A 12,030-nucleotide genomic window follows, 5' to 3' on the forward strand; every position below is an offset into this window, starting at 1 on the left:
GCATCCCATGAACGGCCTGATCTTCGAGGCGCTGAAACGGACGCTGAAGGCGAAGGGCGTCACCTATCGCGAACTTGCCGAACGCATGGGTGTTTCCGAGCCGACGGTGAAACGCATCTTCCACGAGCGCAACTGCAAGCTCGACCGGCTGATGGAAATCTGCGCCGCCGCCGGCGTCGAGCTGGAAAACGTGCTCGGCTCGATGAACCGGGGGCCGGGGCCGGTCAACCACATCGCGCCGGAGATCGAGCGCAAGCTGGCCGGCCGGCCGGCGCTGCTGTTCGTCTTCGTCATGCTGTCGGAAAAATTCACGCCCCAAGGCATCATGCGCTCGCAAGGCTTGAGCGAGGCTTCGATGTTCCTCTATCTGCGCGACCTGGAGGAACTGGGTCTGGTCGCGCTCGGCCGTGGGCTGTCGGCAAGATTGCTGGTCGAGACGCCGATCCAGTGGAATTTCGAAGGGCCGCTGAGGCCGCTGTTCGAGATGACCAACAAGAACTTCGTCGGCTGGGCCATCACCCATATCGAGAAGGAGGCGACCTTCGTCAGCTTCAGCAGGCGGATGCGGCCAGAAACAGCGGAGATGGTGCGACGCGAGGCCGAGGATCTGGCCGATCGCGCCAAACTGCTGGCCCATCACGACCAGCACACCACGCCGGAGGACGGGCTCGTCGGCTACAAATGGACGTTCGCGTTCGGTGCAACGCCGTTTGAGGCGATCATGCCGATCGGCCCCCACCCGCGCGACGCCGGCGCGACGGCAAACGACCGGGCCGCCAAGGCACGGAGACCCATGCCGGCGTAGTTAAGCCCTGCTGGAGCATGATCCCGAAAAGTGGAATCCGGTTTTCGGGAAAGATCATGCTCAAACAAAGAGATAGAGCCCCATCCCGATTCCATCGGGATGGAACAGGCTCTAGTCGGCCGCCTTCGCGTCGGCAGCCCTGTCGCCCCACGTCACGGCCCGGTAGTCGAACCCATATTCCAGCGTCGGCTTGACGATGCGGAAAAACGGCGACAGGTCGAAGTCACGCGGCGTGTACAGCGAGTGATGGCGAATGTGCAGGATTTCTTTGCGCGAATAGTTCGACTGCGCCGAAGCGCGGCCGGGCGCGCGGGTGATCTCGGGCAGGATCGGATAGCGGATCTGGCCATAGGCCTCGGCGATCAGCGTCGAGCAGATCGCCCGTGTCGGGTCGCCGGAGCCGAAGGCCAGCATGCGGCGGCGCCAGCGCACCGGCACCGGCGGCGTCGGCAGGAAATAGCGCAGCATGTCGAAAAGGTTCTTGAGATCGTATCTCAGGCCGAGCTTGCCGATCATGAAGGCGACGACCTTGTCGCGGTCCTCCGGTGTCAGCCCGTTTGCCCGGCAGATACGGGTATTGTAGGTGCGGTAGCGCGACAGCGGCACGGCGACGCAGCCTTCGCCGAGCGTGACCTCGATCAGGCGCGGCCGTTCCGATCCGTCCTCCGGCTCGGGCAGCGCATCGCCGACATAGAAGGCCGCATGCGACCAGGTCGACTGGGTGAGGTACTTGATCGCCGCCGAGATCTTCTGGTTGCCCTCGATCAGCAGGATGTCGCCGGGCTCCAGCGTGCGGCGCAGCGTCTCGGCATCGGATGGCGTGTAGGGTTCGTAGCCGGAGGATTCTTCCTGGAGCCGGCCGGCAAGCCAGCGGCCAAGTCGATCCAGGAGCGTGTCGCCGGGCTTGGTCATGCCATACGGCGATTAGCATATGCAGGCGGCTGGACGCCAGCCGCACCGTCCGTCAACTGGCCGCCGCGCTCGCGTCTTCCGGCAACGGGGCCAGGTCGTCGCGTGCCTTGCGGGCCAGTTTTCGTGTCGAGCGCTTGGGACTGTCCCCGAACAGCTCGGTTGCCTCGGCCAGGCAGGTCTTCTTGAGGTGCTTCTCCGACCGTTTCAGAAGCTTGCCCAGAAGCTTCTTGTCCTCGGGCGATCCGAGCGGCCGCTCACCGCTGTCGAGGAGCGCGCGCATCACCAGCACGTCGTGCAGCTCGCCCAGCTGCTCGCCCAGCTGGTCGACCGCCTTGCGCCGGGCCTTGATCGGTGTCGGCCACAGCCTGCCGAGCAGCGACAGATGCATGCCGTGCGTCTTGGCCGCCTTGCGCAGATCGTGGAAGTCATTGGCTTCGCCGCGCGATCGGGCCTTGTCGAGCGCTTTCCTGGCACGGCGCAAGGTGCTGCGGGCGCCGTCGGCAAGCACGTCGGCCGCCTGTTCCGGCTGGTCCGGCAGGGTGAGGCTTTCGATCCGCTTCAAGCCTTCTTCACAAGCGGCGGTTGCCGCGCCGATCGCCGCTTCGAGCCCGCTGCCTTCATGCAGTTCCTGCTGGTGGGCGACCAGCCTGTCGCGCACCGCGCCCAGCTCGTCGCCGGAACTCTCCTTGGGGAAGCTTGCCGCCAGCCGGTCGATTGTCTCGATCAGCGCCGTCGCCTCGCGTGGCCCGGCAAGCAGGCCCGCCACGTTGCGGTAGCACTGGTTTTCTGTATCGCAGAATGTTTCGTCTGCGGAACGAACGAGGCGCAACAACGCGCGCACATTCTTCAGTCGCCTGCGGCATTTGTGCAGCGCCTGTTCCGGCCGGCTGGACGCGGCGTCGAGATGAGCCAGCGCCTTGCCGATTTCCTCGGCCAGGATACGCCTGACCTCGCCGGTCAGCGGCAGGCGCGGATCGATGCGAAAACTCATGCGGCGATCTCCGGAATCCCCCCGAGGGCGAGCGACGCGTTGTAGAATTTAGACTCGCCGGTGACCTCGCGGCCGAGCCAGTCAGGCAGCATTTCGTCCGGCACGTCTTCCGGCGTCTCGAGTTCGGCGACCACAAGTCCCGCAAGCGGACCGCCAAAGACATCGACTTCATAGAGATAGCCGCGATGCCTAACATGGTGACGTGTCTTCTCTATGACACGTCCGATGGCGAAGGCCAGCATCTCCTCGGCCTCCGCCAAGGGGATCGAATATTCGAATTCGTCACGCACGCGCGCCCTGCTGCCGAATTTCAGCGTCAGCCTGGCGGAGGCGCCATCGCTGATGCGGATGCGTACTGTTCGACCAGGTGCCGCGGCCAGATAGAACTGGCGAATGCGGATATCCGCCTCCGCCAGATCCCGCCATGCGGTGCTGGAGACCAGGAACTTGCGCTCGACTTCCTTGCCCATGGCCGCGCACTAAAGCGGTTGGCACCGGCGATGGCAAGTGCGACCGGCGATGGCAAGACAGCCGCGCACACGAGTTGACTTTAATCAATCGATTGATTAAATAGCGCTCATGATCAGGTCGTCGAACGCCAAAAGCCCACGCCGCGAAACATCTCCCGCGGAGCTTACTCGAGCCGCCCTTGTCCGGGCGGCGCTGAAACTGTTCGGGCGGCAGGGTTTCGACGGCACCTCGACGCGCGAGATCGCGGCGGAGGCGCAAGCCAATATCGGCTCGATCGCCTATCATTTCGGCGGCAAGGAAGGCCTTCGCACCGCTGCCGCAGACTTTATCGTCGAGACCATCCAGACGGTTGCCGGCCAGGCGCTCGGCAATGCGCAGGCGCCTGTCCCGGACAGTCCGGAGGCGGCGCGGGCGCAATTGTTCGTGGCGCTGGAACGGATGGTCGGCTTTGTCGTGGCAAGTCCGCAGGCCGGCGAGATCGTGCAGTTCGTTTTGCGCGAGCTCTCCCATCCGACGGCGGCGCTCGACCGTATCTATGACGGCGTCTTCGAGCCGACGCACCGCCGGCTTTGCCAGCTGTGGGAGCAGGCGACGGGCGAGCCGGCCGAAAGCGAGGCGACCCGGCTCACCGTGTTCACGCTGATCGGCCAGGTCATCTATTTCCGCATCGGCCGCGAAGCGGTGATGCGCCGCATGGGCTGGCGCGATATCGGCGCCGCCGAGGCCGTCAAGGTGGTGGCGGCCACATCGGACAATCTCAAGGCCATGTTGGCCGCCAGGATGGGGCAAAGACCATGAGCTTTCTGTGTTCGCTGCCGCTCGCCGCCCAGCTTCTCGGTGCCTGTGCCCCGGCAGCACCTCTGGCCGTCGGCTATGTCGAAGGCGACTATGTACTGCTGGCGCCGATCGAGGTGGCGCAGGTCGAGACGGTCACCGTCAAGCGCGGCGATCGTGTCGTGCCCGGCACGACCGTGGTGACGCTGGAAAGTGCCGACGCGAAGATCGCGGTGGCGCAGGCGCAGGCAAGTCTCGCCCAGGCGCAGGCGCAGCTTGCCGATCTGCAGGTCGGCAAGCGGCCGGAGGAGATCGCGGCGCTCAAGGCTCAGGTCGACATGGCCAAGGCGCAGGCGGATGACGCAAGGCGCAAATACACTCGCGCCGCCGACCTGTTCAAGCGCGGCACCGGCAGCCAGGCCGATTTCGACACCGCGTCGGCAACGCTGGAGACAGCCGACGCGCAACTGGGCCAGGCAGAGGCCAATCTCGCGGTCGGCGGCCTGCCGGCACGCGCCGAGACGATCAAGGCCGCCGACAACCAGGTCAAGCAGGCGCAGGCAGCGCTTGAGCAGGCGCAGTGGCGGCTGTCGAAGCGCGTGCTCGCGGCACCTTCGCCCGGCCGCGTCAACGACGTCATCCGCAATCCGGGCGACACCGCCGGCCCGACCGCGCCGGTCATTTCGATCCTGCCCGACGGCGCGATGAAGCTCACCGTCTACATACCGGAAAGCGCCTTCTCCTCGGTCAAGGTCGGCACCTTGCTCGACGTCCACTGCGACGGCTGCGGCCCGGATGTGAAGGCGCGGGTCAGCTATGTCTCGCCGGATCCGGAGTTCACTCCGCCGGTGATCTACTCACTCGAGAACAGGCAGAAGCTGGTCTATCTGGTCGAGGCGCGGCCGGAGGGCGATGCCGGCCCGCTGCAGCCCGGCCAGATCGTCGATGTCGAGCTGGACGCTGGAAAATGAACGCCATCGACGTCCACGGCCTGGTCAAGCGCTTCGGCGACAAGACCGTCGTCGACCATGTGACCATGGCGGTGGCGGAGGGCGAGATCGTCGGCTTCCTCGGGCCGAACGGTTCGGGCAAGACCACCACCATCCGTATCATGTGCGGCCTGCTGACGCCCGATGAAGGCGAAGGCACGGTGCTCGGCTTCAACATCCGCACCGACAGTCTGCGCATCAAGCGCGAAGTCGGCTACATGACGCAGAAATTCTCGTTCTACGAGGATCTGACGATCGGCGAGAATCTCGAATTCGTGGCGCGGCTCTACCGGCTGAAGCCGGTCGGTGAGTATGTCGCCAGGACGCTGGAGGAACTCGGCCTGACCTCGCGCCGCGACCAGCTGGCCGGCACATTGTCCGGCGGCTGGAAGCAGCGGCTGGCGCTGGCCGCCTGCATCATGCACAAGCCGAAGCTGCTTCTGCTCGACGAGCCGACGGCTGGCGTCGATCCGAAGGCGCGGCGCGAATTCTGGGACGAGATCCATCGCCTCGCCAGTGGCGGGCTGACCGTCCTGGTCTCCACCCACTACATGGACGAGGCCGAGCGTTGCCACCGCATCAGCTACATCTCCTATGGCAAGATGCTGGCCACCGGCACCGTGGCCGAGGTGGTCAGGAATGCCGGGTTGACCACGTTCATCGTGGAGGGTCCGCACCTCGACCAGGTCGCGGCGGCGCTCGATGGCCGCCCCGGTATCGACCAGGTGGCGCCATTCGGCGCGACGCTGCATGTCGTCGGCTCCGACAGGGAGAAGCTCGAAGCCGCGCTCGCCGATGTCGAGAAGGAGCATGAGGGCGTGACGGTGACGCCGGGTGAAACCAGCCTCGAGGATGTCTTCATCCAGTTCATGTCCGGCTCGAAGGACAACATGGCATGAACAGCGTCTTTTCCTTCGCCAGGCTCGGCGCGCTGCTGATCAAGGAGTTCATCCAGATGCGGCGTGACCGCATCACCTTCGCCATGATGCTGGGCGTGCCGTTGATGCAGCTGGTGCTGTTCGGCTTCGCCATCAACAATGATCCCAAGAGCCTGCCGACCGCGCTCGTTGCCATCAGCAACGACCAGTATACGCGCGCCATGGTCTCCGCCCTGCAGATGACGGGCTATTACCACTTCGACTACGTGGCGCAGAGCGCCGCCGAGGCCGAGGCGCTGATGGCCAAGGGCGCTGTCTCCTTCGTGGTGACGATCCCGGCCGATTTCGCCCGACGGGTCGAGCGCGGCGACAACCCGCAGATCCTGATCGAGGCCGACGCAACCGATCCTTCGGCCGCGAGCGGCGCCGTTTCGACCTTGAGCAAGGTGGCGAGCCAGGCGCTGCTGCGCGCGCAGGGCATGCAGGCGACCGCCGCCGAAAGCGCCAGGGGGCAGCTGCAGGTGGTGGTGCACCAGCGCTACAATCCGGAAGGCGTCTCGCAATACAACATCGTGCCTGGCCTGCTCGGCGTCATCCTGCAGATGACCATGGTGATGATGACGGCCATGGCGCTGACGCGCGAAACCGAGCGCGGCACGATGGAGAACCTTCTGGCGATGCCTTCCAGCCCGGCCGAGATCATGCTCGGCAAGGTGCTGCCCTTCCTCGTTGTCGGCGCGGTGCAGGTGGCGGTGGTGTTGGTCGCGGCGAAGCTTCTGTTCAGCATCCCGTTCGTCGGCTCGCTGACGCTGCTTCTGTCGGCGGTGCTTGTCTTCGTGCTTGCGCTGGTGCTGCTCGGCTACACGATCTCGACCATGGCACGCTCGCAGATGCAGGCGATGCAGCTCACCTTCTTCTTCTTCCTGCCGTCGCTGCTCTTGTCGGGCTTCATGTTCCCCTATCGCGGCATGCCCGGCTGGGCGCAGATCCTGGGCGAGATCTTCCCGCTCACGCATTTCCTGCGCATCACCCGGGCGGTGATGCTCAAGGGCGCCGACTTCAACGCGATAGGGACCGAGGTCGGCTGGCTGCTGCTGTTCGTGGTGGTGTTTGCCGGCACGGCGCTGCTGCGGTTCCGCCGCACGCTGGACTAGCATCAAGGTCTGATCGGCCGGCTCGCCAAATAGCCGATATGGGTTGGACGGCGGACATTTGGATCGAGCCACGCAACCACATCGCACGCCATGAACGGACATCGGGGCGACGCTGAAGGTGTGGCTGTCTCCTATTCCCTGAGCGATCCCGGACCGCTGACGAACGGGCTCTCCCTGACATAGAATCGCAGCAGGCGGTCCGCATCCTTCGAAATGCCGATCCGGATGCTCTGCCCGATTTCGCCGGGTTGGTGGTCATCGCGTGCGAGCCACAGCGGGCCTTGCCGGCAAAGATCGAGGCCGTCGAGCGAACGATCGATCCGCAACGCCGCAGCGAGCCTTCCCGGTCCTCGCGTCAGGTCGCGCAGGCGCTCGACGCCGCGATTGAGACGCATGATCGGAATGCCTTCGAGCGGATCGAGCGCCCTGATCAGCACGCCGGTGCCGACCCCTTGCCCCTCGCTCGAGACATTCAGCATGTAGGAGGTGCCGTAGGCGAGATAGACATAGGCGTGCCCGCGTTCGAGGAACAGCGAACGGTTGCGCGGCGTCATCCCCCGGTAGCCGTGCCCGGCGGCGTCGCCGACGACATAGGCCTCGGTCTCGACGATGCGGCCGCTGACGATGCCTTCAGGCAATTCGCGCACCACGACCTTGCCGATGAGAGTGCGGGCGAGATCCGCCGTATCGCCGGGCAATTCAGAGCGGGCGAGCGGACGGATCATCCTTGTGGCGGCCAAGGCTCAAGGCATCCGCTCGACCCATTGCGCGCGCGAAGGCCCCGGCTCGAACGGATCGCCGAAATACTGGGTCTCGCGGGCCACCTTGCCATCGAGGAACTCCATGATGCTCACCGTGTAAGACGGCCGCCCGTCATAGGCCAGGACATATTCCGTGACCCAGAGGTCGCCCGCACCGACGATCCGCCGCACTGTGAAGCGCTTCCGGTTCGGCTGCGCGGCGCGCGACGACTGGATCTTCCGCCGCCCGCGGATCCGCTCGCCCGACTGCGGATAGTCGAGCACCGCGTCCTCCCGGTAGATCTGGTGCTCCCCCTCGAGGTCATCGGCATCGGAGGCAGCCCAGTGATGATCGAGGGCCGCTCGAATCTCCCGGTCCTCCATGTCGAATCTCCCTGACCCTCGCCGCCAATACAGTGCGGTGGCGCTCCGGTACTTTGGATCGGAGCGTGACCCGGACCGGCCGCCATCCTATGCGGCCGCCATGATCCCCGCATAGGTGCCGAAATCGACATTGCCGCCGGACAGCACCACGGCGACGCATTTGCCTGCCAGCTTGATCTCGCCCGACGACAGCGCCGCCAGCCCGACACAGCCGCCGGGTTCGACCACCAGCTTGAGATAAGCCATGGCGTCGCGCATCGCCTGTGCCGTCGCCTTGTCGGAGACGGCGATGCCGCCGGCAAGGTTCGTGCGGTTGATCTCGAAGGTGATCACGCCCGGCTCGGCGGTGAGGATCGCATCGCAGATCGAACTGTGGCCGGGCTCGTTCGCGACCCTGGCGCCCGCGGCCAGCGAGCGGCGGGTGTCATCGAAATGCTCGGGCTCCACCGCCCAGACGGCAGTGCCGGGCGAGGCGTCCTTGACGGCAACCGAGATCCCGCTGATCAGGCCGCCGCCGCCGCAGGGCACCAGCACCGCGTCGAGACTCACGCCAAGCGCTTCCACCTGGCGCATCAATTCGAGGCCGATCGTACCCTGGCCGGCGATGATGGCCGGATCGTCGAAGGGCGGCACCAGCACCATGCCCCTTTCGATGTACGGGCCCACGACGGTCATGCGGTCGTCGCGGAAGCGGTCGAACGGCACCACCTCCGCTCCCATCTTGCGGACATTGCCGACCTTCATGGCCGGCGCGTCGGCCGGCATGGCGATGACCGCCTTGACGCCGAACATCGCGGCGGAGGCGGCGACGCCTTGCGCGTGGTTGCCCGACGAGAAGGCGACGACGCCACGGCCGCGCTCCTCTTCGCTGAGCGACGACAGCTTGTTGTAGGCGCCGCGGAACTTGAACGAGCCGGTGCGCTGCAGCGTCTCCGGCTTGAACAGGATGCGGGCGCCGAAGCGCTTGTTGAGTTCAAGCGATTCGATCAACGGCGTTTCGACAATCAGGCCGGAAAGCCGGGCTGCGGCACGGCGGATGTCGGCTATGCCGGGAGGCGTGGTGGCGGTCATGCGAGGTCCAGCAAAAAGAGACAGTGTCTTCTCATGATGCCCGCAAACAACGGTAGCGCACCATTGAAAAAATGTGACCGTTACAAAGTTGGGGGATCATGACCCCACGGGCGGAGCTGCCCCTCACCTGCCTGCCGGCACCCTCTCCGCGTATAGTGACGGGGAGAGGGGCGCTGTCGCCAGCGGTTTCGCCAATCGCTAGGGTTGCAAGAAGGGCACCGGCGTTGCGGCCAGGTACTTTCTCCCAGTCGCCATACGGGGAGAAATGCCCGGCAGGGCAATGAGGGGCGGCGCCGAGACCGGCAATTGAGCGCTCCTAACCCAGAAGCGCCCGCTGCCTCTTCGTGCCGCCCAACTTGCGCCAGTTGTTGAACCGGTGGGTGGCGGCGGCAAACGAGATCTTCATCTGCTGGGCGACCGAATAGCGTGACTTGCCTTCGTCGAACATGCGGTAGCAGCACTCCACGCCTTCCTCCGTCAATTTGCCGTCCGGCGCCTTGTTGTGCGGATTGGCGGGATCGAATTTCTCGACCTGCTGCTCGACCAGGCCCTTCAGGCGTTGCAAATCGGCCTCGATGCTGGCGATGAGATCGAGAACGGGCTTTGGGTCGAATTCCGATGCGTGCGGCCTTGTCGTCATCTGCTGCTTTCCTTCTATCGGCTTAGGTTTGCCTATATAGGGAAATCTTCGCCAATAATGAAGGGTCAACGGCGATCGGCGGCTTCAACAATTCTTGACCCGCGACGCAAGCGCGCGATTGACCGGGGGCGCCTCAAACCCTAGTTTAGAACCATTCTAAACTAGGGTGAATTCCTCATGCTTTCCCGTGTCTTCGGCTTTGGCTTCGGCCGCCGTCCCTTCGAATCGCTCTCCGAGCAGGAGATCCTGGCGCTGGCCATTTCGTCCGAGGAAGACGATGGGCGCATCTACCGTGCCTATGCCGACGGGCTGGCGGAAAGCTTTCCGCAATCGGCGAAAGTGTTCGAGGAGATGGCCGAGGAAGAGGATGGCCATCGCGACTCGTTGATCGAGCTTCATCGCCAGCGTTTCGGCGAGCGCATTCCACTGATCCGGCGCGAACATGTGAAGGGCTATTATGAGCGCAAGCCCGACTGGCTGGTGCGACCGCTCGGCGTCGAGCATGTGCGCAGCCAGGCCGAGGCGATGGAACGGCAGGCCTACCTATTTTATGTCGAGGCGGCCAAGCGCACCACCGATGCCTCGACCAGAAAACTGCTCGACGATCTGGCGCTGGCCGAACAGGGGCACGAGACATTGGCACAGCGTCTGGAGCAAAAGCACGTGCCGGGCGAAGTGAAGGACGAAGAGGCCGCAGCCGAGCAGCGCCAGTTCATCCTGACCTATGTGCAGCCGGGACTGGCTGGCCTGATGGACGGTTCGGTGTCGACGCTGGCGCCGATCTTCGCCGCCGCTTTCGCCACGCATGACACTTGGCAGACCTTTCTGGTCGGCCTTGCCGCCTCGATCGGCGCCGGCATCTCGATGGGATTCACCGAAGTCGCGTCCGACGATGGCAAGCTGTCGGGCCGCGGCTCGCCGATAAAACGCGGCATCACCACCGGCGTCATGACGTCGGCGGGCGGCCTTGGCCACGCATTGCCCTATCTCATCCCGCATTTCTGGACGGCGACCGCCGTTGCCGCGGTGGTGGTGTTCTTCGAGCTGTGGGCGATCGCCTTCGTCCAGAACCGCTACATGCAGACGCCGTTCCTGCGCGCCGCCTTCCAGGTGGTGCTCGGCGGCGCGCTGGTGTTCGCGGCCGGCGTGCTGATCGGGAATGCTTGAGCGACCTTGACCTTCTCCCCTTGTGGGAGAAGGTGGATCGGCGCGTAGCGCCGAGACGGATGAGGGGTGTTAAACGCAATGAGGCGCTGGTGTCTGCCGCCGGAAGTTCGATTTAGATCCCAGGCTTCGGCCAAGCTGGAACACCCCTCATCCGTCGCCTTCGGCGACACCTTCTCCCACAGGGGGAGAAGGGCGAACCGCTGAGCCTCACCCATTCACTGCCCGACTGTCCTGCGGCGCCTCGGCCCTCTCCGTCAGCCCGTAGTCGCGTACCACATGCGCGATGCGCAAACGATAGCCGGCAAAGATCCCGCCCCGGCCGGCCAACTGCGCCTGCCGGTGCTCCTCGGTGTTGCGCCAGGCTTTCACCGCCTCCTCGTCGCGCCAGAACGACAGGGACAGGATGCGGTTCGGGTCGACCAGACTCTGGAAGCGCTCGATCGACAGGAAACCATCGATGCCGTCGAGCAATGGGCGCAGCTCGGCGGCGATGCCCAGATACGCGTCGCGCCGGCCCGCCGCCGGTTCGACCTCGAAGATAACGGCGATCATACTTTCCCCTTTTCCCCTGACATGATCTCGGTCTGCAACTTCTCAGGATCAAGCCTTGGCGCGTGTGGGCCGGAAGCCAGTTTCAGGAACATGCGGTCCTCCTTGAGGATGAATTTTTCGCGGCGGGCGAACTCGTAGTTTGCCTTGCCGGCGGGATCGGCGGCAAGCCGGGCACGATAGGCTTCGTAGGCGGCGAGGCTCTCGATGTTGTAGGCGGCATAGGCTGTCGTGGCAGAACCTTCGTGCGGCGCGAAATAGCCGATCAGATCGGCGCCGCAACGCGGAATGGCCTGGCCCCAGTTACGGGCATACTCCTCGAAGGCCGCCTTGCCGAATGGGTCGATCTCGTAGCGGATGAAGCAGGTGATGGCCATGGTCGTCTCCTTGGGGGGATGTGTTCTTGCATCGATGGTTCGAGCGGTGTCGAAACGTTGTGCCGCCCGATCTGCTAGAGCATGATCCCGAAAAGTGGAATCCGGTTTTCGGGAAAGATCATGCTCAA

At 64.8% G+C, this 12,030-nt stretch carries 15 protein-coding genes; 6 read left to right on the plus strand and 9 right to left on the minus strand.

What is annotated here, in order from left to right:
* The first annotated feature begins 7 nt into the window (after nucleotides 1-7).
* Complete coding sequence (locus tag NR193_RS24595) at nucleotides 8-805, plus strand: helix-turn-helix transcriptional regulator (protein ID WP_256753340.1); 798 nt, start codon at nucleotides 8-10, stop codon at nucleotides 803-805.
* A gap of 111 nt (nucleotides 806-916) precedes the next feature.
* Here the strand turns inward: NR193_RS24595 and NR193_RS24600 are convergent, their stop codons facing one another.
* Genes NR193_RS24600 through NR193_RS24610 form a run of 3 tightly spaced genes read right to left on the minus strand, consistent with a single transcriptional unit; the run spans nucleotide 917 to nucleotide 3,178 of the window.
* Complete coding sequence (locus tag NR193_RS24600; RefSeq protein WP_256753341.1) at nucleotides 917-1,717, minus strand: YiiX/YebB-like N1pC/P60 family cysteine hydrolase; 801 nt, start codon at nucleotides 1,715-1,717, stop codon at nucleotides 917-919.
* 52 nt (nucleotides 1,718-1,769) lie between these two features.
* On the minus strand, nucleotides 1,770-2,708 hold the full coding sequence (locus NR193_RS24605; protein WP_256753342.1) for a CHAD domain-containing protein: 939 nt from the start codon (nucleotides 2,706-2,708) through the stop codon (nucleotides 1,770-1,772).
* The gene (locus NR193_RS24610; protein ID WP_256753343.1) at nucleotides 2,705-3,178 is read right to left on the minus strand and encodes a CYTH domain-containing protein; all 474 of its coding nucleotides are present in this window, start codon (nucleotides 3,176-3,178) and stop codon (nucleotides 2,705-2,707) included. Before NR193_RS24610 ends, NR193_RS24605 begins: the two co-directional genes overlap by 4 nt.
* 109 nt (nucleotides 3,179-3,287) lie before the next feature.
* Between NR193_RS24610 and NR193_RS24615 the strand changes: the two genes are divergently transcribed.
* The 4 genes from NR193_RS24615 to NR193_RS24630 are packed head-to-tail and all read left to right on the plus strand — an operon-like array spanning nucleotide 3,288 to nucleotide 6,974.
* Nucleotides 3,288-3,977, plus strand: coding sequence for a CerR family C-terminal domain-containing protein (locus NR193_RS24615; protein ID WP_256753344.1), 690 nt, complete (start codon nucleotides 3,288-3,290; stop codon nucleotides 3,975-3,977).
* A complete protein-coding gene (locus NR193_RS24620) occupies nucleotides 3,974-4,924 on the plus strand; it encodes an HlyD family secretion protein (RefSeq protein WP_256753345.1) in 951 nt (316 codons plus the stop codon). Before NR193_RS24615 ends, NR193_RS24620 begins: the two co-directional genes overlap by 4 nt.
* Nucleotides 4,921-5,841, plus strand: coding sequence for an ABC transporter ATP-binding protein (locus NR193_RS24625; RefSeq protein WP_256753346.1), 921 nt, complete (start codon nucleotides 4,921-4,923; stop codon nucleotides 5,839-5,841). The genes NR193_RS24620 and NR193_RS24625 overlap by 4 nt, the downstream gene beginning before the upstream one ends.
* On the plus strand, nucleotides 5,838-6,974 hold the full coding sequence (locus tag NR193_RS24630) for an ABC transporter permease (RefSeq protein ID WP_256753347.1): 1,137 nt from the start codon (nucleotides 5,838-5,840) through the stop codon (nucleotides 6,972-6,974). The genes NR193_RS24625 and NR193_RS24630 overlap by 4 nt, the downstream gene beginning before the upstream one ends.
* Nucleotides 6,975-7,105: 131 nt before the next feature.
* Here the strand turns inward: NR193_RS24630 and NR193_RS24635 are convergent, their stop codons facing one another.
* The 4 genes from NR193_RS24635 to NR193_RS24650 all read right to left on the minus strand — a co-directional run bounded on the left by NR193_RS24635 (nucleotide 7,106) and on the right by NR193_RS24650 (nucleotide 9,809).
* The gene (locus NR193_RS24635) at nucleotides 7,106-7,714 is read right to left on the minus strand and encodes a DNA-3-methyladenine glycosylase (RefSeq protein WP_256753348.1); all 609 of its coding nucleotides are present in this window, start codon (nucleotides 7,712-7,714) and stop codon (nucleotides 7,106-7,108) included.
* Between the two features lie 3 nt (nucleotides 7,715-7,717).
* Nucleotides 7,718-8,098 (minus strand): nuclear transport factor 2 family protein, encoded by a 381-nt coding sequence (locus NR193_RS24640; RefSeq protein ID WP_256753349.1) that lies wholly within the window; start codon nucleotides 8,096-8,098, stop codon nucleotides 7,718-7,720.
* A gap of 87 nt (nucleotides 8,099-8,185) precedes the next feature.
* A complete protein-coding gene (locus NR193_RS24645) occupies nucleotides 8,186-9,169 on the minus strand; it encodes a threonine/serine dehydratase (protein WP_256753350.1) in 984 nt (327 codons plus the stop codon).
* A 316-nt stretch (nucleotides 9,170-9,485) separates the two neighbouring features.
* Complete coding sequence (locus NR193_RS24650; protein ID WP_256753351.1) at nucleotides 9,486-9,809, minus strand: hypothetical protein; 324 nt, start codon at nucleotides 9,807-9,809, stop codon at nucleotides 9,486-9,488.
* A gap of 177 nt (nucleotides 9,810-9,986) precedes the next feature.
* On the opposite strand from NR193_RS24650, the gene mbfA reads away from it, so the two are divergent.
* Entirely contained in the window at nucleotides 9,987-10,976 is a 990-nt protein-coding gene (gene mbfA, locus NR193_RS24655; protein ID WP_256753352.1) for an iron exporter MbfA, read from the plus strand.
* Between the two features lie 207 nt (nucleotides 10,977-11,183).
* Here mbfA and NR193_RS24660 read toward each other — a convergent pair whose 3' ends face one another.
* Both NR193_RS24660 and NR193_RS24665 read right to left on the minus strand, forming a co-directional pair.
* Nucleotides 11,184-11,528: an antibiotic biosynthesis monooxygenase gene (locus tag NR193_RS24660; RefSeq protein ID WP_256753353.1), complete on the minus strand. Its 345-nt coding sequence runs from the start codon at nucleotides 11,526-11,528 to the stop codon at nucleotides 11,184-11,186.
* A complete protein-coding gene (locus tag NR193_RS24665; RefSeq protein ID WP_256753354.1) occupies nucleotides 11,525-11,902 on the minus strand; it encodes an NIPSNAP family protein in 378 nt (125 codons plus the stop codon). The genes NR193_RS24660 and NR193_RS24665 overlap by 4 nt, the downstream gene beginning before the upstream one ends.
* Nucleotides 11,903-12,030 lie beyond the last annotated feature (128 nt).

Origin of the sequence: Mesorhizobium sp. Mes31 (assembly GCF_024519675.1) — a bacterium.
In the GTDB taxonomy this organism is placed as follows: domain Bacteria; phylum Pseudomonadota; class Alphaproteobacteria; order Rhizobiales; family Rhizobiaceae; genus Mesorhizobium.